At 69.5% G+C, this 20,666-nt stretch carries 20 protein-coding genes and 2 pseudogenes; 13 read left to right on the plus strand and 9 right to left on the minus strand.

What is annotated here, in order from left to right; all coding sequences use genetic code 11:
- Genes ACN27C_RS04735 through ACN27C_RS04745 form a run of 3 tightly spaced genes read right to left on the minus strand, consistent with a single transcriptional unit; the run spans position 1 to position 3,586 of the window.
- A complete protein-coding gene (locus tag ACN27C_RS04735) occupies positions 1 to 1,026 on the minus strand; it encodes an ABC transporter permease (protein ID WP_422750541.1) in 1,026 nt (341 codons plus the stop codon).
- Positions 1,026 to 2,054 carry an ABC transporter permease gene (locus ACN27C_RS04740; protein WP_422750542.1) on the minus strand — a complete coding sequence of 343 codons (1,029 nt, stop codon included), beginning with the start codon at positions 2,052 to 2,054 and terminating at the stop codon, positions 1,026 to 1,028. Before ACN27C_RS04740 ends, ACN27C_RS04735 begins: the two co-directional genes overlap by 1 nt.
- Entirely contained in the window at positions 2,051 to 3,586 is a 1,536-nt protein-coding gene (locus tag ACN27C_RS04745; protein WP_422750543.1) for a sugar ABC transporter ATP-binding protein, read from the minus strand. The genes ACN27C_RS04740 and ACN27C_RS04745 overlap by 4 nt, the downstream gene beginning before the upstream one ends.
- Positions 3,587 to 3,770: 184 nt before the next feature.
- On the opposite strand from ACN27C_RS04745, the gene ACN27C_RS04750 reads away from it, so the two are divergent.
- From ACN27C_RS04750 to ACN27C_RS04760, 3 genes are read left to right on the plus strand one after another with little or no spacing between them, the layout of a single operon-like run.
- Positions 3,771 to 4,769 (plus strand): dihydroxyacetone kinase subunit DhaK, encoded by a 999-nt coding sequence (locus ACN27C_RS04750; protein WP_120571860.1) that lies wholly within the window; start codon positions 3,771 to 3,773, stop codon positions 4,767 to 4,769.
- A 1-nt stretch (position 4,770) separates the two neighbouring features.
- Positions 4,771 to 5,415, plus strand: coding sequence for a dihydroxyacetone kinase subunit DhaL (gene dhaL, locus ACN27C_RS04755; protein WP_120571861.1), 645 nt, complete (start codon positions 4,771 to 4,773; stop codon positions 5,413 to 5,415).
- Positions 5,412 to 6,242 carry an N-acyl homoserine lactonase family protein gene (locus ACN27C_RS04760; protein ID WP_120571862.1) on the plus strand — a complete coding sequence of 277 codons (831 nt, stop codon included), beginning with the start codon at positions 5,412 to 5,414 and terminating at the stop codon, positions 6,240 to 6,242. Before dhaL ends, ACN27C_RS04760 begins: the two co-directional genes overlap by 4 nt.
- 45 nt (positions 6,243 to 6,287) lie before the next feature.
- Here the strand turns inward: ACN27C_RS04760 and ACN27C_RS04765 are convergent, their stop codons facing one another.
- The 5 genes from ACN27C_RS04765 to ACN27C_RS04785 all read right to left on the minus strand — a co-directional run bounded on the left by ACN27C_RS04765 (position 6,288) and on the right by ACN27C_RS04785 (position 11,018).
- Positions 6,288 to 7,016: a FadR/GntR family transcriptional regulator gene (locus ACN27C_RS04765; protein ID WP_162959197.1), complete on the minus strand. Its 729-nt coding sequence runs from the start codon at positions 7,014 to 7,016 to the stop codon at positions 6,288 to 6,290.
- A gap of 200 nt (positions 7,017 to 7,216) precedes the next feature.
- Positions 7,217 to 7,936 carry a gluconate 2-dehydrogenase subunit 3 family protein gene (locus tag ACN27C_RS04770; protein WP_422750544.1) on the minus strand — a complete coding sequence of 240 codons (720 nt, stop codon included), beginning with the start codon at positions 7,934 to 7,936 and terminating at the stop codon, positions 7,217 to 7,219.
- Between the two features lie 29 nt (positions 7,937 to 7,965).
- Positions 7,966 to 9,633, minus strand: coding sequence for a GMC family oxidoreductase (locus ACN27C_RS04775; protein WP_120571865.1), 1,668 nt, complete (start codon positions 9,631 to 9,633; stop codon positions 7,966 to 7,968).
- A 40-nt stretch (positions 9,634 to 9,673) separates the two neighbouring features.
- Positions 9,674 to 10,198 (minus strand): type 1 glutamine amidotransferase domain-containing protein, encoded by a 525-nt coding sequence (locus ACN27C_RS04780; RefSeq protein WP_120571866.1) that lies wholly within the window; start codon positions 10,196 to 10,198, stop codon positions 9,674 to 9,676.
- Between the two features lie 106 nt (positions 10,199 to 10,304).
- Entirely contained in the window at positions 10,305 to 11,018 is a 714-nt protein-coding gene (locus ACN27C_RS04785) for a cysteine hydrolase family protein (protein ID WP_120571867.1), read from the minus strand.
- Positions 11,019 to 11,300: 282 nt separating this feature from the next.
- Here ACN27C_RS04785 and ACN27C_RS04790 point away from each other — a divergent pair.
- A pseudogene (locus ACN27C_RS04790) lies at positions 11,301 to 12,353 on the plus strand (ATP-binding protein); the annotation flags it as partial.
- Between the two features lie 182 nt (positions 12,354 to 12,535).
- Here the strand turns inward: ACN27C_RS04790 and ACN27C_RS04795 are convergent.
- Entirely contained in the window at positions 12,536 to 12,988 is a 453-nt protein-coding gene (locus tag ACN27C_RS04795; protein WP_120571868.1) for a GbsR/MarR family transcriptional regulator, read from the minus strand.
- Between the two features lie 81 nt (positions 12,989 to 13,069).
- Between ACN27C_RS04795 and ACN27C_RS04800 the strand changes: the two genes are divergently transcribed.
- The 9 genes and pseudogenes from ACN27C_RS04800 (at position 13,070) to ACN27C_RS04840 (ending at position 20,472) form a co-directional block, all read left to right on the plus strand.
- Positions 13,070 to 13,984 (plus strand): ABC transporter ATP-binding protein, encoded by a 915-nt coding sequence (locus tag ACN27C_RS04800; protein ID WP_422750545.1) that lies wholly within the window; start codon positions 13,070 to 13,072, stop codon positions 13,982 to 13,984.
- Entirely contained in the window at positions 13,977 to 14,765 is a 789-nt protein-coding gene (locus ACN27C_RS04805; RefSeq protein WP_422750546.1) for an ABC transporter permease subunit, read from the plus strand. Before ACN27C_RS04800 ends, ACN27C_RS04805 begins: the two co-directional genes overlap by 8 nt.
- Positions 14,766 to 15,149: 384 nt before the next feature.
- The gene (locus ACN27C_RS04810; protein WP_422750547.1) at positions 15,150 to 15,713 is read left to right on the plus strand and encodes a hypothetical protein; all 564 of its coding nucleotides are present in this window, start codon (positions 15,150 to 15,152) and stop codon (positions 15,711 to 15,713) included.
- A gap of 2 nt (positions 15,714 to 15,715) precedes the next feature.
- A pseudogene (locus tag ACN27C_RS04815) lies at positions 15,716 to 16,370 on the plus strand (nucleotidyl transferase AbiEii/AbiGii toxin family protein).
- 228 nt (positions 16,371 to 16,598) lie between these two features.
- Positions 16,599 to 17,153 carry a sigma-70 family RNA polymerase sigma factor gene (locus tag ACN27C_RS04820; RefSeq protein WP_422750548.1) on the plus strand — a complete coding sequence of 185 codons (555 nt, stop codon included), beginning with the start codon at positions 16,599 to 16,601 and terminating at the stop codon, positions 17,151 to 17,153.
- A gap of 78 nt (positions 17,154 to 17,231) precedes the next feature.
- Positions 17,232 to 17,984, plus strand: a complete 753-nt coding sequence (locus tag ACN27C_RS04825; RefSeq protein ID WP_422750549.1) for a zf-HC2 domain-containing protein — start codon at positions 17,232 to 17,234, stop codon at positions 17,982 to 17,984.
- 87 nt (positions 17,985 to 18,071) lie between these two features.
- Complete coding sequence (locus ACN27C_RS04830) at positions 18,072 to 18,659, plus strand: copper chaperone PCu(A)C (protein ID WP_421499582.1); 588 nt, start codon at positions 18,072 to 18,074, stop codon at positions 18,657 to 18,659.
- A complete protein-coding gene (locus ACN27C_RS04835) occupies positions 18,656 to 19,888 on the plus strand; it encodes a Dyp-type peroxidase (RefSeq protein WP_422750550.1) in 1,233 nt (410 codons plus the stop codon). The genes ACN27C_RS04830 and ACN27C_RS04835 overlap by 4 nt, the downstream gene beginning before the upstream one ends.
- The gene (locus ACN27C_RS04840; RefSeq protein WP_422750551.1) at positions 19,885 to 20,472 is read left to right on the plus strand and encodes a copper resistance CopC family protein; all 588 of its coding nucleotides are present in this window, start codon (positions 19,885 to 19,887) and stop codon (positions 20,470 to 20,472) included. The genes ACN27C_RS04835 and ACN27C_RS04840 overlap by 4 nt, the downstream gene beginning before the upstream one ends.
- Positions 20,473 to 20,666 lie beyond the last annotated feature (194 nt).

Genomic DNA, 20,666 nt, shown 5'->3' on the forward strand with positions numbered 1-20,666 from the left:
TCAGCTGCGGGAGGCGCCGATCGAGCGGGCGATGCCGCTCCACGCCTGGTTCGCCAGGACGGCGAGGATGAGTACGAGGCCGGTGACTACCGCCTGCCAGCTCGACTCGACGCCGGTCAGGTTGATGATGTTGCGGGTCAGCGTCAGGGTCAGCGCGCCGACGAGAGCGCCGATCACCCGGCCCTTGCCGCCGAAGAGGGAGGCGCCGCCGATCACGGCCGCCGCGATGGCGCTGATCTCGTATCCGTTGCCGATCAGCGGCGGCACGGTGGTCGTCCGGCCGGCGATGTGGATGCCGGCGACCGCGGCCATCAGCCCGCTGATCACGTACGCGGCGATTTTGATGCGGTCGACCCGGATGCCGGCGTTCTTCGCGCCGGTGGGCGAGCTGCCGACCGCGTAGAACTTCACGCCGTAGGTGGTGCGGCGCAGGAGGATCGAGACCGCGATGCCGACGGCGAGGACCAGCAGCATGGGTACGGTGATCGGCCCGGCGATCTGACGCAGTCCGCCGATGTAGTAGTACGCGTCGGTCATGTAGCCGAGAATCGGCACGCCGGCCGTCCAGTAGAGCAGGAGCCCGCCGGCCAGGCCGAGCATCGCCAGCGTTGCGATGAAGTCGGGGATGCCGAGCTTCGTGATGAGCAGCCCGTTGACGAGGCCGATGCCGGCGCCGACGCCCAGCGCGGCGAGGAACGCGACGGCCAGCGGCATCCCGTTGTTGAGGCAGCTGGCCACCACGCCGGCGCTGAGGGCCATCACCGACCCGACCGAGAGGTCGAGGCCGCCGGCGATGAGCACCACGGTCATGCCGATCGCCAGGAAGCTCACGGTCATCATCGCGTTGATGATGTTGGTGAGGTTGCCGGCTGTCGCGAACGTGGGCTCGGTGAACGCCATCACGACGCACACGACGAAGAGGAGGGCGAGGATCCCGAACGAGGGATCGCGGAGGATGCGGACGCGGAGCGCGGAGACCCGCTTGTTGGTGGTGGCGGACACCCGTTCGGGGGTGAGGGTGGTCATCATCGCCCCTTACTTATCGCCGGTTGCACTTCACCGGCCGGAGCCTGGACGGGTTGGGGGGTGCGCAGGGTCAGGGCGAAGCGGCGGGCACCGCGGTCCACGATCACGCCGAGGAGGATGCAGACGCCGGTGATGATCGAGAAGATGAGCGGGTCGACGCCCATCAGCCGGAAGCCCTGCTTGAGGGTCACCAGCAGCAGCGCGCCGAGCGCGGCCTGCCAGATTCCGCCGCGACCGCCAGCCAGGCTCACTCCGCCGAGCACGGCCGCGGCGACCGCGATCAGCTCGTAGCCGCCGGCCATGCCGGCCTGGACGGAGTTGAGGCGGGCGGCGAGCAGGACGCCGCCGAAGCCGGCCAGGCCGCCGGAGACGAGGTACGCGTAGATCTTCAGCCGCCCGACGTCGAGGCCGGCCACCAGCGCGGGTGCGCTGCCCATGCCGCTCGCCCGGATCCGGCGGCCGATCGCGGTCTTCACGAGCACCAGGTGCAGCGCAACGATGACGAGGACGGCGAGGACCAGGGCGCTGGTGAGGCCACCGACCGATGAGCCGGCGATGCCGAGGAAGGTCTCGTCGCGGGTGCCGACCAGCTGGACGTGGTCGGTGAGCACCAAGAGCAGGCCAGCCGCGACGTTGAGCGTGCCCAGTGTGACGATGAAGTCGCTGAGCCGGAACTTGACGATCACCAGGCCGTTGATCAGGCCAAAGACCAGCCCGGTGCCGACTCCGACAAGGATGGACACGAGTGGGTTGAACCCGTGCATCGACGCCCACAGCGAGGTTCCGGCGCTGAGGCCGAGGACGGCGCCGACCGAGAGGTCGATCCCGCCGGCGATGATGACCAGGGCCAGTCCGGCGGTGATGATGAAGATCGGCACCTCGTCGTTGAGGTAGTACCTGACCGAGTCACCGTCGGCGAACGACGGTACGGCCAGGGCGAAACCGATGGTGACCGCGGTGAACGCGAGGAGGATGGGTACGCCTTCGATCCCGAGGAACCGAGCGGCGTCGGAGCGGAAGTTGTTCATCGGTCAGCTCTCGATGCCTTGTCGATGATGGCGTGCTTGACGGCGTCGTATCCGTCGGTCGCCACTCGTTGGGGGATGCCGCAGATCTCGCCGACGAGCGCTCCGCGGTTCATCACGACGACCCGGTGGCACAGGCTGATCAGCTCGGCGAACTCGGACGCGATGACGATGACCGAGGTGCCCTTCTCCGCGACGTCCCGGATGAGGCGGTGGACCTCGGCCTTGGCGTGGATGTCGATGCCCTGGGTCGGCTCGTCGAAGATGAGGATCGACGGCTCGGTGTGCAGGCAGCGGGCGATGATCGCCTTCTGCTGATTGCCGCCGCTGAGGTTGCGGATGGGTTCCGCCGGTCCGGGCGTCTTGATTCCCAGGCCTTTGATGTACGAGTCGGCGAGTGCCCGCTCCCGCCGCGATCGCAGCACACCGCCCGCGGTGACCGAGCGGAGCTCGGAGACCGAGATGTTCTCGGCGACCGACAGGTCGGGCAGGATCCCGAGCTGCTTGCGGTCCTCGGGAACCATCGCCAAGCCGGCCTTGTACGCCACCCTGGGGTGCCCGATCCGGCGGGGCTTCCCATCGATCTCGATCCGGCCGGAGTGGAGTTTGTCCAGGCCCATCAGAGCTCGCGCCAGCTCGGTCCGCCCGGCGCCAGCCAGCCCGGCGATGCCCAGGATCTCGCCGCGCTCCACGTCGAAGGAGATGTCCCGGAGCACCCTGTGCCGGCTCAGGTTCAGCGCCCGCAGCCGCGGACGCGCGTCCCCGTCGACACGCTGCCGCGCGGGCACGGCGTCGGCGGCCTCCATCAGCTCGGTCGCGTCGCCGCCGAACATCTGCACGGCCAGCTCGCGCTGGGTGAGTTCGGCGGTCTCGGTCCGCGCGATCGTGCGCCCGTCACGCATCACCGTCACCACGTCGGCCAGGCCGAACACCTCGTCGAGGTGGTGCGTGACCCAGATCAGGGCTACACCGCGGCGCTGCAGGCTGCGCATGTGCTCGAAGAGCAGGGTCTTCTCGTGCTCCTCGAGCCCGGACGTCGGCTCGTCGAGGATCAGCACCTTCGGCGGCACGGCGAGCGCCTTGACGATCTCGATGACCCGCTTCTTCAGGGCACCGAAGTCACCGACCGGCCGCCACAGCTCGGACTTCGTGATGCCGAACTCGCTGGCGAGATCCTGGATCTGGCGGGCGATCTGCCGGCGGTTGACGAACAATGAGCCCTTGCCGGTGAGCGCCTCTTCCCGGCCGAGGAAGATGTTCTCCAGCACGGTCAGGTCGGGCACGGTGGACAGTTCCTGGTGAATGGTGCTGATGCCGAGGGCCTGCGCCTCCCGGGGATGCCCGATGGACACCTCCTGACCGGCCAGCTCGATGCTGCCGGAGTCCGGCGTGACGAGGCCGGACAGCACGTTCAGCAGGGTCGACTTGCCCGCACCGTTGCCACCGAGCAGGGCGTGAATCTCGCCGCTGCGCACCAGCAGGCTCACCCCGTCGAGGGCTTGGACGCCTTGGAAGCGCTTGTGGATGTCCGTCATGCGCAGGTGCGGAGCCTCCGCGGGCGGCTGTGCCTCGACCGGCACTGGGGATGGCGCCCTCATTCCTGCTCCTCTCCGCGACCGACTGGTCTTGTGATCGGGTGGTCGGACCAATATCCTGAGATCCGGACCACAAAGTCAAGGGGTCGACTGGGTTTCTTCCCCCCGGAAAGGGGACCGGCAGATGCAGAAGATCATGGGCGACGCGTCGGCGGTCGTCGCGGACTACCTGCGCGGCCTGGCCGCCGCTCATCCCCACGTCATCGAGTGCGACCCGGAGCACCGCATCCTCGTGCGTCGCGCACCGGTCGCTCCCGGCAAGGTGGGTCTCGTCTCGGGCGGCGGCTCGGGCTGCGAACCGCTGCACGCCGGCTATGTCGGGCTGGGGATGCTCGACGCCGCGTGCCCCGGCGAGGTGTTCTCCTCCCCTGTGCCGAACGCCATCATGGCGGCGACTGTCCGCGCCGACCACGGCGGCGGCGTTCTCTACATCATCAAGAACTTCGGCGGCGAGGTGATGAACTTCGGCCTGGCCGCGGAGATCCTGCGCCGCAAGGGAATCCGGATCGAGAAGGTGCTCGTCAACGACGACGCGTCGTTCCCGCCAGAGCTCGCCGCCCGCCGCCGCGGACTGGGCGCCACGGTGCTGGTCGAAAAGATCGCCGGGGCCGCCGCCGAGCAGGGCCGCACGCTCGACGACGTCGCCGCTGTGGCCCGCCGGGTCGTCGAGCGCAGCCGCACCTTCGGCGTCGCGCTGAGCCCCTGCACCCACCCCAGAACGGGACGGCGCACGTTCGAGCTGCCCGACGGCGAGTACGAGGTGGGCGTCGGCATCGGCGGCGACCGCGGCCACGAACGCCGTCCGCTGCCCTCGGTCGACGAAATCGCCGACGTCATGCTCGAGCGGATCACCGCCGAGCTGGAACTGCAGCCGGGCAACCGCGTCCTGGTCCTGCTCAGCGGCCTCGGCTCAACCCCCGCCATCGAGCTGTACGGGCTCTTTGCCGCGGTCCGGGACCGCCTCGTCAAGCACGGCGCCGAGCCCGTCCGGAGTCTGGTCGGCGACTACATCACGTCGCTCGACTCGCACGGCGCCCTGCTCACGGTGTTGCACGCCGACGACGAGCTGCTCGAGCTCTGGGACCGGCCCGTGCACACTCCGACACTGCGCTGGGGAGCGTGAAATGACCACGACATTGTCACAGGACGCCGTGACGGCCTGGCTGGAGCGCTTCTGCACCGAGGTCGAGGCCGCCGAGGCCCACCTGAACGAGCTCGACTCCGCCACCGGCGACGGCGAGCACGGCTCGAACCTGAGCCAGGGCACCGCCGCTGTGCGGAAAATGTTGCGGGACAACCGGTTCGGTGACATCCGGGAACAGCTCGACGCCGTCGGCATGGCCCTGATCAACTCGGTCGGCGGCGCCAGCGGGGCGTTGTACGGCACGTTCTTCCTGCGGCTGAGCGCTGTCGGCGAGGGCCGGACCGCGCTCGATCTGGCCGCCCTCACCCAGGGGCTCGGCTCTGCCGTGGCGGGCATCCGTGAACTCGGCGGCTCCTCCCCCGGCGACAAGACTCTCGTCGACGCGCTCCACCCGGCCGTCGACGAGCTGGAGTCCCCCGCCACTCGGTCCGTCGGCCTCGTGACCGCCCTGGATCGCGCCGCCACGGCGGCCGAGAAGGGCCGAGACGCCACCGCCGACATGGTCGCCAGGATGGGCCGGGGCAGCTACCTCGGCGACCGCAGCCGTGGTCACGTCGACGCCGGCGCCACCTCGATGGCACTACTCTTCCGCTGCCTGCACAGCAGCGCCGAGGGGGCGGCATGAAGTCGTCGGTAACGTCGGTCCACCTGCTGGACGGCGGCGTGCTGGAGGTGGAACCGAGTTCCGTCGTGCCCGGTTCCGGCGCCGGCAGCCGAATCGTCGTACCGGTCCAGATGTTCCTGCTCGGTACCACCTCGGGGTACGTCCTGGTGGACACCGGCAACGACCCCGGCGTCATCGACGACCCCGTCGCCGCCTGGGGGCCGGAGCTGGCGGCGGCCTCCCGCCCGCGGACCGCGCCGCACCAGCACCCGGCAAAGCAATTGGAGCTGCTGGGGCTTACGCCACGGGACGTACGGGCCGTCGTCTACACGCACCTGCACCACGACCACGCCGGCGGCGGACGCGTCTTCCCGCACGCCGCCCACGTCGTACAGCGCGCGGAGCACCGATGGGCGCACAACCCGGACGGGCACGCCGGCAAGGGGTATGCGCCGGCCGACTTCAGCACGACGGACTGGACGCTCGCCGACGGGGACTGGCACATGCTGCCCGGCATCCAGCTGATGATGACGCCGGGTCACACGCCGGGCCACCAGTCGGTGGTCCTGTGGGACGTTCCCGACCTGGGCAACGTGATCCTGGCCGGCGACGCGATCAACACCGTCAGCTGCATCGACGACAACCTACCGCCAGGCATCGCGACCGACACCCTGGCGGCGGTGCACTCGATGCACCGGCTCACCGCGCTGGCCGAAGCGACGGACGCGCTCGTCGTTACCGGGCACGACATGGCCCAGTTCGAGGCCCTGCCGAAGGCTCCGGACCCGTTGCGGCGTCCGTTCGGCAACCCGGCCGGCCGCCGTCAGAAAATGCTGGATCTCCTGTGACGCGACGAAAGGCGCCGCCGATGACGGTGCCTTTCGTGCCTGACGTCACGGACGCTCGGTCGTCCTCCGCTCCAGGTGCTCGGCGATGTCGCGCTCGACGTCGCGAATGTGGCTCAGCGCGGCCGATCGCGCGTCCCGCACCCGGTGGCCGATGATCGCCTGGCATATCGCGACGTGCCCGGCGTGCGCGTGCGCGCGCCGGCCGGGCAGCTCGATGACCCGGTGTGAATATTTGAAGAAGAGCGGCTCGATGCTCTCCATCAGCCGCAGCAGCAACGTGTTCTTCGTGGCCACGACGATGGCGCGGTGCAGCTCGGCGTCGAGCTTGACGAACGCGTCGTCGCTCAGCTGCGGATTCTCCGCCTCGGCCAGGATCCGCTGGAGGTTGGCGGCCTCCTGCGCGGTGATCCGCCGGGCGGCGAGGCTCGCCGCGTCCGGCTCGAGCGACATCCGTACCTCGAAGAGTTCGGGCACCGTGAAGTCGTCGAACACCAGCAGATCGGAGAGCTTCGGCATCGCCTTCTTGTCGCTGACGACGAAGACACCTCGGCCGTGGTCGGTGCGCAGCAGGCCGTTGGCCTCCACCACGCGGATCGCCTCGCGCATCGAGCTGCGCCCGACGCCGAAGCGCTCGGCGAGTACCCGCTCGGGCGGCAGCTTCTCACCGGGCTTGATGTCGCCACGGGTGATCAGCTGCTCCAACTGGGCCGCGACCGAGTCGGCGACCTTCAGCCGGAGGATGGGCTTGATATCACCGGGACCAATGCCGGTCATCTTGGTGACCCCCTTCACCGAGCAAACACGGTCCAGTCCAATGGTCAGGTGGCCTGATCACTATACCCTACCATCGTCGTGCCAGACATTGACAGTGGCTGTTGGATGGCGGCCCGGGCAGCACGCCCGGGCCGCATCCGAACTGGCTTTCTCGGCGCGAAATGGGCGGCCGAGCGTCCATGGAGGGCGATTTTCCGAAACTACCCTCCGGCCGGCTGGAACGGGTGGTCGTGCAGGTGCGGGACCAGATCCTGCCAGCTGTAGTCGCCCTCCATGAAGTAGGGCGTCGTGTCGTACGTGCCGTCCATCGTGTCCTTCAACGATTTCGGGCCGACGAAGCCGATCACCTTCCAGCCGATGTGATCCTTGTTCCCGCCGTAGACCGGGTCGCAGTAGAAGCCCTGCTTGGTGTGCAGGCACAGCGCGGGGAAGAAGCTCATCCCCTCGTCGAACGTGCCCTGCAGGAACGTGGTCACCGGCTCCGTCGTACCCAAGGTGACCTTCGACGGTTTCGGCGCGCCGGAGAAGGTCTCCAGCACCGCGTCCTGCTGCTCCTCGGCCAGGTCCTTGAAATCGGCGTCGTGGCTCTGGCGGGCCACCTCGTCGAGGTCGCGGATGCCCTGGCGGTAGGTCTGCTGCATGTCCCACATGCGGGCCCGCCACGCCTCGGCGAACTTGCCCGTGAGCTTGAGGAACCCGCTACCGTCGGCCGCGGCGAAGACATAGTCGATGCCGGACAGGTAGCGGTCGATGAAGACGACCGCCCGAGCCTCGCGGGCCCCGGGGTCGTGGTCGGTCGGGATGATGCGGGCGGTCGCGGCCTCGATCGTCGCCCACTCGTGCGCGGTGAAGAACAGCCGCTCGTTCGAGTCGGGGTCGATCGGCGAGCCGACGATCTCCCAGTCAGCCTTGAGGGTCACAAGTCCTCCATCCTTGCGTGCAGCGTTGGCTAGGCGACCCTGATGCGCTCTTCGCGGCCCTTGGCGAAGGTGCCGACAATGTAGTCGCACGCGCGCCAGGCGTTGGCCATCATGGTCAATGTCGGGTTGACGCCGGTCGAGGTCGGGAAGCCCGATCCGTCCACGACAAACAGGTTGTCGATGTCGTGGGTCTGGCACCACTCGTTCAGCACCGACTTCGTCGGGTCGTTGCCCATCCGCGCCGTGCCGTGCTGGTGACAGGTGTTGCCAGTCATCCGGTCGAGGTAGACCGGGACGGTCTTGCGGGCGCCGGCGACCTCGAGGATCTCGGCGTTCTTGTCCACCTGCCACTTGCTCATCCGCACGTCGTTCTCGTGCGGCTGGTGGGTGATCCGGGCGACCGGCAGGCCCCAGGCGTCCTTCACGGTCGGGTCGAGGTCGACCCGGTTGGACTCGCGCGGCATGTCGTGCAGGATCGCGCCGATCTTCATCGCGTAGTTGAAGTAGTCGCGGTCGGCGTCCTTGAGCGCGCCACCCCAGCTCGGCCGACCCGGGAAGACCCAGTTGACCGGGTGCACCGTCTGCGAGGCCGAGATCAGGCAGCCGCCGATGTGGCCGCGGTCCTTCCCGGTCTCGTAGAACTCGAACGTGCCGCCGCTGATGTAGTTACCGGCCCAGCCGTACAGCGGGTCGTCGATGTCCTTGTCGAACAGGCCGACGGCGAACACGTACTCGTGGAAGGTTGCGTTCTTGCCGACCAGGCCGCTGGAGTTGGCCAGGCCGTCGGGGTGCTGGGCGGAGCGCGACATCAGCATCAGGCGGGCCGACTCGATGGCGCCGAGGCCCAGCACGACCACCTTGGCGTCCTGCTCGACCTCGCGGCCCTCCGGGTCGATGTAGACGACGCCGGTGGCTCGGCCGTCCTTGCCGACCTTGATCTCGCGGACAAAGCACTCCGAGCGCAACTCGAAGTTGCCGGTCGCCACCGCCTCCGGAATGAACGTGGTCAGCGTGTTCGACCGGGCGCCGCTCGGGTCGCCGTACTGGTTCCAGAAGCTGGTCTTGTTGAACGGGTCGCGACCCTTGTGCCCGTTGGTGACCATGGCGTGCGGGATCGGGAACGCGTTGAAGCCCATCTTTTTGGCGGCGTCGTAGAACCGCCGGCCGAAGCGGGTCGGGCGCAGCGGCTCACTCGGGTACGGGCGGCTGCGGAAAGGCTCGTACTTGTCCGCGCCGGCCACACCGGAGACGCCGAACTCCCACTCGACCTTGGTCAGGTACGGCTCGAGGTGCTCGTACCGGATCGGCCAGTCGGCGAGGCTCGCACCGTCGAGGTCGCCGTGCAGCGAGCGCTGGATGAAGTCTGACTCGCGCGGGCGCGGCACCCAGCCGGCCCAGTGGTTCGTGCCGCCGCCGACGAGTTGCGGGGTCGGCGAAAACGGGAACACCTCGGCGACCGAGTTCTCGTCGTGGCGCAGGGTGCGGGGGAACAGCTTCGGGTCGGGCCACAGGTAGTTCCGGTTGACGTACTTGACCTCGTCACCGGAGTAGTGCTCGTGGGCACGCAGCCACGGGCCCCGGTCGAAACCGACGACCGTCAGGCCAGCCTCGGCCAGCACCTTGACCGCGGTGCCACCGGTCGCGCCGAGCCCGACGACGATGGCGTCGACCGGCTCCGGCTTGGACGAATAAGCCATAACTCTCTCCTCCCGAAGGGGCGCTCGGTGGCAGTGCCGGTCAGGCTCGCCCGAGGTACTCGACGATGGCCTTGCCGAAGTGGGGCAGGTCGACCGGCGTACGCGAGGTGATGACGTTGCCGTCCTCGACCACAGGCTGGTCGACCCAGGTACCGCCCGCGTTCTCGACGTCGGTCTTGATCGGCAGGTAGCCGGTGATCTTCCGGCCCTTGGTCGCACCGGCCGAGGCGAGCATCCAACCGCCGTGGCAGATCGCGGCGACGAGCTTGCCCGTCTCGTAGGCCTCGCGGACCAGGTCGATCATCTCGGGGTGCAGCCGCATGTTGTCGGGGGCGAACCCACCGGGGATGACGACCGCGTCGAACTCGGCCGCGGACACGTCCGGCGCACCGGCGTTCACCGCCATCGGGTAGTGCTCCTTGCTGTCGTACGAGCCCTTCGTGCCGCTGCCGATGACCCGGACGTCCGCGCCAGCCTCCTGTAGGCGCAGCAGGGGGTACCAACCCTCGAGGATCTGGTACTCGTCTTCGATCAGCAGGGCCACGCGCTTGCCTGAAAGCGACATTTCACGTCCTCTTCTCGCGCTTACGGTTATTCGATGGATCGACACCGGCGGGCCTGCCGAGGAGGGCGGGCCCGCCGAGGAGCCCGACGGTGGGGAGATACGGTGCTCAGGCGCCGATCATCCGGAGAAACTCGATGCTGGTGCGCACGTCGCCGTGGTTGGCCTGGATGTTGCGGAGGGCCTCCCAGTGCTGGCCGTAGCCCAAGGGCTGCTCGGCGTCACCGGGGATGGACGCCGGGATGGCGGCGGTGGTGTCGGCCAGGACGATGATCTTGAAGTCCTGGTTGTTGCCGTCGATGGCGGTGGTGATCTGGCAGTTTCCGGTGGACAGGCCGGCGACGACCAGGGTGTCGCAGCCCGCGCGGCGCATGTACTCGGTCAGCGGCGTGCCGTAGAACGAGGAGAACCGGTGCTTGCGGATGACCGGCTCGTCGTCGAGCGGCTTGAGCTCGTCGACCAGCTCGTCGCCGCCGTTGCCCCAAGCGCCAGGGAAGGTGGCGAGCTGCCCCTCGAGGCCCCACTTGCGGTCGGCGAAGCCTGCGTCCTTGCCGTCGCCGCGCAGGCCCCACAGCGACCAGACCACCGGGATGCCCTTGGCGCGGGCGGCTTCCAGCACGTTGACCACCGGCTGGACGACGTCCTTGCCCTCCGGGGCGCCACCGATGCTCGGGATGTACATGGCCCCGCCGACCTCGGCACATGCCTTCTGCATGTCCAGTACCAGCAGCATCGTCTTTTCGGGGTCAATCGTCGGGGCCACCCAGGTCGACCTGTCAATGACCTTGTCGATGTTCTCGTAGGTGTAGTCGAGCGAAGACATCGATCCTCCTCTGGCGTCTGATTTGGGCACGGAGCCCGGTCCGTGTGGTCGATCACTCAACGCTCGATCGACGAGCGTCTGATCGGGTGAGCAGGTGGTCTGAACACTAATCCAGCTGGCGATGAAGTCAAGAGGTGTTTCGTCTTGACTTCATCGCCGTTACTAACCGCGCGCCGGACGCGAGCACACGGTGCCCGCTACCGATCACGGCGTCAGCGACGACAAGCGGTGGTGGTGTGGCCGTCGCCGTGGCCGAGTACGAGCCGGTGGACGCCACCGTTCGTGGACTTCTCCGAACTCCTGGTCATCGACGAGATCCAGCGCGCTCCGGAACTACTGTTGGCCACCAAGGCAGTCGACGAGGATCCCCGTCCTGGCCGGTACCTGCTCACCGGCTCGTCACGGTTCTTCGGCATGGTGGCTGCTCCGGACGCGCTGCCAGGCCGATTGAAGACCGTCGAACACTGCCCATTTTTCAAAGGCGAACTCGACGCAGCGCCGGACGGATTCGTCGACGCCGTCTTCACGCTCGGCGCGCACCTGCGACACGAGTCGGACGTGACCGGCTCCGACTACGCGGCCAGAATCGTGCGGGGCGGCCTACCCGAGGCCACCACCCGCGCCGAACCACGCCGCCGCCAACGGTTCCTCGACACCTACGTCCAAGCACTCATCGACCGCGACGTCCGGCAGCTGTCCGACATCCAGCACAAGGACGAACTACGCAGACTGGTACGCCTGCTCGCGGCCAGGTCCGCGACCATCATCGCCGCAAACTCCCTCGAACCCGCCCTCGGACTGAGCCGGCCGACGATCGCCCGCTAACTCGAAGCACTGGAGGAAGTCTTTCTGATCAAACGAATCCCGGCTGGTCCCGCAACCTCGGCACCCGCGCCACCTCCGCACCCAAACTGATCTTCGTCGACTCGGGCACCCCCGCCAACGAGACCGCGACCGACGCCCGGGCCACTGCTCCGGCCGGGCGCACCGTTCGGCCCACTCCTCGAATCATTCTTCCTGTCCGAGCTGTCCCGCCAGCTCACCTGGTCCAAGCAGCCCGTCGACCCTTCCCACTACCGCGCCCAGAGCAGGTACGAAGTCGACGCGGTGCTGGAGAACAGAATCGGCCAGGTGGTCGGGATCGAGGTCAAAGCAGCCACCACCGTCGGACCCGACGACTTCCGCGGGCTACGCCGGCTCGCCGACCGCCTCAGCAATGACTTCGTCGCCGGCATCGTCCTCTATACCGGAACCTCCACGCTGCCGTTCGGCGACAGGCTCCGCGCCATGCCGGTCAGCGCACTGTGGCAGGTTCCCGCCCTGACAGCAGACTGACCTCGGCCGCAGGTCGCTCTCCGCCGGTCAGGACCACCGAGGACCGAAGTGCGTAACCTGTTGATCTGCGCCAGCGATCGCAGCAAGACCGCGCAGCGACCGGCACACCAGGACAAGAAATGGAAAGCCACAGGTCACCGGCCTACGGACACCCGGGACACATCGACGTGCGCAGTAGAGGCCTACTGATCGCCCTTGTTGTCCCGCCACCTGTCGATGAGCGCCGGTAGTTTGCGCCAGAGGTAGTCGTAGAAGTCGCGCATCTCGGCGAGGCGGGCTGCGGCGAGGCTGCCTTCGCCTGTGACGGTGATGCCCTCTTCGGCGGCCTCGCGCATGGTTCTGATCATCGCGTTCTGGCCGGACATGAGGGTGGCCCACGCGCCCTCGCGCAGCCGGAAGTGCTCGCGGCGACTGCCCGGGGCGGGCACTCGTTCGATCAACCCGACGGTGGCGAGGGACTTGATGGCGGTGGACACGCTGCCGGAACTGATGGCCAGGGTGTCCGCGATCTCGCCGGCGGTCATCGTCTCCTGCTCGGTGAACAGCAACGCCGCCAGCACTCGCGCCGTCATCCGTTGCAGTCCGCCCTCGGTGAGGGTCAGTGCGAGCTTCTCCGCCGGATCACTCAACGCCATCTGTGCCCCCTACTCGGCCCAACCAAACCCTAACATCTCGCAGTCTTCAAGGATCTTTGAATATTCGATACTCTGCGAGCTATGGCTGATGTGATCCAGCTGGAGAAGCTGACCAAGACGTACGGCCGCCGCAGGGGCCTGCGGGATCTCGATCTGACCGTCGCCGAGGGTGAGGTGTTCGGCTATCTGGGTCCGAACGGGGCCAGCAAGTCGACCACCATCCGCGTGCTGCTGGACCTGATCCGACCGACCAGCGGACGCGCGCTGGTGTTCGGGCACGACCCGCGCCGCGACGCGGTGGCGCTGCGCCGGCGCATCGGTTACCTCGCAGGCGAGTTCGTGGTCAACCCCCGGCAGCGCGTCGGTGAGTGCCTGACGTTCCTGGCTGACCTACGTGGAGGCGTACCGAAGGCCCGCATCGGCGAGCTGGCCGGGCGGCTGGAACTGGATCTGACGGCACGAATCAAGACCCTGTCCAAGGGCAACCGGCAGAAGATCGGCCTGGTGCAGGCATTCATGCACCGCCCCGAGTTGTTGATCCTCGACGAGCCGACATCCGGGCTGGACCCCCTGGTGCAGCAGGCCTTCCTTGACCTGGTCCGCGAAGCCAGAGCCGACGGGCAGACCGTGTTCATGTCGTCGCACGTCATGAGCGAGGTCGAGGCGGTCGCCGATCGGGTCGGCATCATCCGCGACGGCCATCTCGTCGCCCTCGACGCGGTGGCTCGACTCCGTGCCCACTGCGTGCACGAATTCCAGGTCACCTTCGCCGACCCGATCGACGAAACCGCACTCGCCGCCCTGCCGGAGGTGACCGGCCTGACCATCGACGGCCCGACCGCAAGGTTCCACCTCACCGGCAGCCCCGACGGGCTCATCCGCGTACTCGCCCAGCAGCGGGTCGCAAGCCTCCGCGCCACCGAACCCGACCTGGAACAACTGTTCCTCGCCTACTACCAGGCCGACGCCGCGAGCAAGGAGACCACGCATGTCTAACCTGCTGACCAAGACGTTGTGGGACGGCCGGCGGGCCCTGGCCGGTTTCACCGCCGGAACCGCCCTGCTCGCAGCGATGTACGCCGGCTTCTACCCCCAGGTAGCCGACAGCGCGATGGGACAAACCGTCCAAGGCTTCTCCCCCGCGCTCCGCGAGGCGCTACGGATGGAAGACCTCTCCTCCGCCGCCGGCTATCTCGGCTCCAGCGTCTTCGGCATCATCGTGCCCCTGGTCGCCGTCATCTTCGGCATCACCACCGGCACCCGCGCCATCGCCGGCGACGAGGAAGCCGGCTACCTCGGCTTGTTCCTCGCCCACCCGATCAGCCGCACCCGCCTGCTACTGCACCGCTTCGCCGCGCTCACCGCGGGCGCCATCCTCATCGCGGCGGTGGTCCTGCTGGCCATGCTGGCCGTCCGGCCCGGCGCACAACTCGACAGCATCACGGTCGGCCAGTTCACCGCCCAGAGTCTCGCCCTGGCCCTGCTGATCATCGTCTTCGGGACAATCGCCATCACGGTCGGCGCGGCCACCGGCAGCCGACCCGCCGCCCTGGCCGCCGCCGCAGGCATCGCCGTCCTCACCTACGCCGCCAGCACCCTCGCCACCCATATAGGCGCCGACGTCCTGCGATACGTGTCCCCCTTCCACTACTACATCGGCGGAGAACCCTTGCGTAACGGCTTCCAGTGGGCCGACCTGACCATCCTGACCGCCACCACAGCGGTCCTGCTGACCGTCGCAGTAGCGGCATTCAACCGCCGCGACCTGACCAGTTGAACCCGATCGCCCTCACCCCGCCGACGCCACGCCTACAGGAACACGATGGAGACCAGATCGTCGGCGGCGTCGATCGAGCCGGTCCGGCGAGCACAGAACGCCCGGACCGCCCCACCGTGTCGGTCGAACGGCACACCGGAGCACTCGGCCTCCCCCTGGCGTGCCCGACTGCCACAGCTCGCCGTCGTCGGTCCGGATCATCTCCGCCCTCTCGCTCACACTCTCTTATGACCGTTGCGCCGTCAGGCTCCACTCTCGGTAGCACTACAGCTGACCCAGCCCAGCGCAGCCTGCTCGCCGCAGCCGGCTCAGGTTTATGACTCCGGCAAAGAGGGTGCCGCCAGAGGCCAAGCGTGCTGGGCCTAGCCTGGCGGGCTAGCGGCCGTGGGCCGATTCTCCGAGGATGAGTTGCAGGCGGTTGTCTCCCGGTATGAGGCAACGCGGGCCGCCGCGTTGACCGAGCGAGACGAGCAGCTGAGGGTGTTTCACGCGGCCGGATGGCGGCCGGTGGATCTGCAGCGGGTCACCGGGTACAGCCGGGAAACGATCCGTCAGGCGCTACGACCGGAAGTCCGGCGGGCGACCAACATCAACCGGCGCAGGACACCACCCCAGCCGCCAGCGGACTACCGACCCTACGGCGACCGGAAACCCTACGTCGTGGCCGACACCCTTACCGAACTGCGCGGCCCGACCTGCGGCACGGTGACGCTTCCGCGTCACCTCGACTGGTCAGGGCAAGCCGAGTACAACCTGAACCGGACGCGCCTGGCCAGCATGTACAAGGTGGTGCTCACCGAAGCCGCTACCGTCGAGGATCTGCACACCTGGCTCGACGCCGGCCTCCTCCGGCGGCTCTGGCGCACCCTCTGGCTGCCACCCCAGCTCCGTCAGCGCTGGGAGGACGCCTTCCCCGAACTCGCCGCCACCCGCAGCGACGCGGCGTAGCGGTGGACCCCTTCCACGAACGCCTCGCCCGTACCGGGCTCGCGGCGGCCGACCGATACGGCTTCGCGCTGGCCGGCGGTTACGCAGTCCAGGCCGCTGGGTTCGTCGAGCGGGCCAGTGAGGACGTCGACCTGTTCACCGCCTGGGACCGCCGCAGCGAGTTCACCGCCGCGGTCAACGCCGTCGTGCACGCCTACCGGGACGACGGCCTCACCGTCGAGACTGAGCGGCACTACGACACGTTCGCCCGGCTGGCCGTCACCGACGGCGCACGGGTCGCCAAGGTCGAACTCGGCGTGGACTGGCGCGCCAACGAACCGATCCTCATGGCCATCGGACCCGTACTCCACCCCGACGACGCGGTCGCCAACAAGATGAGCGCCCTCTACGGACGAGCGTTCGCCCGCGACTTCATCGACATCGACGCCACCCTCTGATCCGGCCGCTACACCCGCGAAACCCTCCTCACCTCTCGCCCAACGCGCCGACCGTGGCTTCGACCCGCGCATCTTCGCCGACGCCCTCGGACAAGCCACCCAGCTCGACCCTGACGACCTCGCCCAGTACGGCGTCACCGGCCGAGCGCTGGACGATCTCCGGAGCCAGTTCGCCGAATGGCGCCGCGAACTACTCGACGAGAAGAAGCGCCGAGGATGAGTCGGCTCCCAAATCGCGGCAGCTTTGACGTGGGGGTGATGCCCGGTGGCGATCCTGGGTGGGCTCGTGTGGCAGAGGCGGTCGACCGAGCGTCACGTGGATCCGTCGCGGGGCCGGCTCCGAACCGATGGGCGGATCGCAGGCACCGTCGCCTACGGTACGCTGCCACTCAGTCACTACTACAACGTGTCGTGCTGCCGTTCGGGTCGGCTCGGCCGGAGGTATCCGATGGTGGACGACGCGGAGGTCACCGCGTGGGCGCTGGCCGCGGGGCGGGGCGATCGGAGGGCTGCCGCCCGGTTCGTCGCCGCCACGCAGGATCAGGTGCGCCGGTTTCTGGCCGCGTTGATCTCCGAGGGTGAGGCGGAGGATCTGGCGCAGGAGACGTTCCTGCGGGCGGTGCGGTCGTTGCCGTCGTTCGCGGGGCGGTCCTCGGCGCGGACGTGGTTGTTGTCGATCGCCCGTCGGGTCGCCGTGGATCATGTCCGGACGTCGCGGCCGCCTACGGTGCCGCTGCCGGGCGGGTGCGAGGTGGCGGACACGGTGCGGGGCGAGTTCGACCGGCAGGTGGTGGTGCAGCGGCTGATCGCCGGGTTGCCGGCGGAGCGGCGGGAGGCCTTCGTCGCCACGCAGGTGCTGGGCCTGTCGTACGTCGAGGCCGCCGAGGTGTGCGGCTGCCCGGTGGGCACGATCCGGTCGCGGGTAGCGCGGGCTCGTGAGGATCTCGTCGCGGCGATGAGCGACCCCCGGGCCGGGCGCAAGGGCGATTCGACCGCCGGCTAAGCCGACCGTAGTGGTGTGACCTGCGCCGACATCTGAACTCGCGGGAACCGCTGCCCCGCGGGGACCGACTACCGGTGTATGGGGTGTGACCAGTGGCGTGAGGCGCTGTCGGCGCAGTTGGACGGGCAGGAGTCGCCCGAGGAACGCGGCGGGGCCGAGGAGCACCTGGCCGGCTGTGACGGTTGCCGGGTGTGGCTGGACCGTGCGGCGGCGGTCACCCGGCGGGCGCGGATGTCGGTGCACGTCGCCGGTCCCGACCTCACCGACCTGGTACTCGGCGCGCTGCCCGCCCGGCCGGGACGAGCGTGGCGCGAGCGGCTGACGGCCTCGCTGCGGGTGGCGCTCGGGCTGATCGGCGCGGCACAGGTGGTGTTGGGTCTGGTGCAGGTCGGCCAGGGCGCGTCCGGCCCGCACGTGCACGCGGCGGGTCCGTTGGCGTCGGGGCACCTGTGGCACGAGGCGGCGGCGTGGAACGTGGCCGTCGGCGCGGGTTTCCTGTTCGTGGCGGCCCGGCGGACGCCGCCGACGGGGCTGGTGCCGATGTTGAGCGCGTTCGTCGCCACGCTGGTGCTGCTGTCGGTCAACGACCTGGCGACCGGCCGGGTCGATCCCTCCCGGCTGGTCAGCCACGCCTTCCTCCTGGCCGGCTACGCGATCGTCATCGCCATGTCCCGGGCCCGGCTGCGTCCCGGTGACCCCTCCTTGCGTTCGCGGCCGGACGGGCCGCGCTGGCGGATCCCCACCGAGGACGAGGCTTCCACCCCGGCCCCGCGACTGCTGCCACCGCCGCACCCCGGAACGGCCCACCACCGTGGCCGTACCGCGGCCTGACCACCTACCTGCCGAGTGTGTGGGTCTTCGCTGGTGCGGAGCCTCACGCTCGGCCGAACCGACACCGTTCCACCGAGAGGACCTTTGATGCCCAACTCCATGTCCGTTCGCCGGCTGCGCCCGGCCGTCCTCCTCACCACCGCCGCCGTTGTGGCCGTCGCCGCAGCGGGATGCGGGTCCACGGGAGAGGGCACCACCGCTACGCCGACGGTCACCTCCGCGACGTCGGCCAGCCCGGCTGCCGGGGTGCTGGGGGTCCGTGACCCGTGGGTCAAGGCCGCCGACAAGGGCATGACCGCCGCGTTCGGCACGCTGGTCAACGACGGCGACGCCGACGTGACCATCACCGCGGCGTCGACCGAGGTGTCGCCGATGGAGCTGCACGAGATGACCATGAAGGACGGGAAGATGGTCATGCAGCCCAAGCAGGGCGGCATCGTGGTCAAGGCGCACTCCCGCGCGACGCTGGAGCCCGGCGGCGACCACCTGATGCTGATGAACCTCGCCAAGCCGGTGAAGGCTGGTGACGAGCTGAGCGTCACGCTCACCTTCGCCGACGGCCGGACCCAGACGTTCACCGCGGTGGCGAAGCCGTTCACCGGCGCCGAGGAGTCCTACGCGCCCGGGCACGGCGACTCCCCGATGCCGGAGATGAGCATGAGCCCGGCCTCATGACCGAGGGCTCCTCCACGGGCCGCCCGGTGAGCAGGCGTGGCCTGCTCACCGGCGGCGCCGTCGCCGTCGGGGGCACACTCGCTGGCGGCGCCGCGATCGCCGCCGCCCGTCGCAACGATCCTGGGGTACGCCCCGACGACGCCGTCCCGGTGGCTAAGGTGGGCGGCGCGGTCGAGTCGTTCCACGGCACCCGGCAGTCCGGCGTCACCACCGATCCGCAGGCACACGCGGCGTTCGTCGCGTTCACGCTGCGCCCCGGCACCGACCGGGCGGCGCTCGGGCGGATGCTGCGGCTGCTCTCCGACGACGCGGCCCGGCTTACCCAGGGCGGCCCGGCGTTGGCCGACACCGAGCCGGAGCTGAGCGTGCTGCCGGCCCGGCTCACCGTCACGTTCGGCTTCGGTCCCGGGCTCTACGCCGCCGCCGGGCTCGACGACCGCCGGCCCGTTTCGGTGGCCGAGCTGCCCGCGTTCGGCATCGACCGGCTGCAACCCCGCTGGTCCGGCGGGGACCTGCTGCTCCAGATCTGCGCCGACGACCCGCTCACCGTCGCCCACGCCCAGCGGGTCCTGGTCAAGGACAGCCGCCCGTTCGCCGTCGTCCGCTGGGTGCAGCAGGGCTTTCGCCGGGCGGCCGGCGCCGAGCCGGGGCGTACCCAGCGCAACCTGTTCGGGCAGCTCGACGGCACCGCCAACCCGAAGCCCGGCACGCCGGCCGACACCGCGGTGTGGGTGACCGACGGACCGGACTGGCTGCGCGACTCGACGACGCTCGTGGTGCGGCGGATCAGCATGAACCTGGAGACCTGGGACCTGCTGGGCCGCACCGACCGGGAACTCGCCGTCGGACGGCGACTGGACACCGGCGCGCCGCTGACCGGCCGGGCCGAACACGACGAGCCGGACTTCGCCGCGCTCGGCCCGGACGGACTCACCGTCATCCCCGACTTCTCGCACCTGACCCGGGCCCGCGTCACCGACGACCGGCAGAAGATCCTGCGCCGGCCCTACAACTACGACGGCGTGCCGACCCCCGAGGGGAACGCGGACAGCGGCCTCGTCTTCGCCTCGTACCAGGCCGACGTCGCCCGCCAGTTCCTGCCCGTCCAACGCCGGCTCGCCGAGCGGGACCTGCTCAACGAGTGGACCACCCCGATCGGCTCCGCCGTCTTCGCGATCCCGCCCGGCTGCCCCGACGGCGGCTGGATCGGCCAGCAGGTGCTCGGATGACCGCCGCCCGGAAGGACCCGTGCTCGATGCGGACCCGTATCACCGCGGCCCTCGCCGCGCTGCTCACCGCGCTGCTGCTGGTGCCGGCCACGCCCGCCTCCGCGCACAACTCGCTGCGGTCGGCCACACCGGCCCAGGACGCCTGGGTGCCCACCGCACCGACCTCGGTGACACTGCACTTCCTGCAGCGGCTCGACCCGCAGTTCACCACCATCGTGCTCAGCGACGCCGGCCGGCGGAAGGTGCCGACCGGCCCGCCGGCCGTCAACGGCGCCACGGGCACGATCGCCATCGACCAACCGCTGGCCAACGGCACCTACACCGTCGCCTACCGGGTGGTCTCCGCCGACGGCCACCCGGTACAGGGCTCGTACCGGTTCACCGTGGCCGACCCGACCGCCTCCGCGGCGTCGCCCCCACCGCCAGCGACGGTAACCGGCAGCAGCGGACCGGCCAGCCCGGTGGCCAACAGCGGGAGCGGTGACGACGGGCCACCGTCGGTCCTCCTGGCCGCCGGCGGGGTCGCCGTCGTGGCGGTGGCCGGTGCGGCCCTGCTGCTGTTCCGCCGCCGCCGCTCATCCTGAGCCCATGACGCCGGCCCGTCCGGCGCCCCGATCCGAAACCAGGTCCACACCGTGCGTCAGCCCGCGTCGCCGTCCCCGACACCCCGCTCCCCCCGCCCGTCCGGCACCGCCGTCCCCGGTGCGGCCGGAACGACCGGCCTCGGATCGGTCGCCGCGGGGCCTGCCACCGCCGGGCCGGGCAGCCGGGAAACAGT

This window comes from Micromonospora sp. WMMD1219 (genome assembly GCF_049315215.1).
GTDB classification, from domain to species: domain Bacteria; phylum Actinomycetota; class Actinomycetes; order Mycobacteriales; family Micromonosporaceae; genus Micromonospora; species Micromonospora tulbaghiae.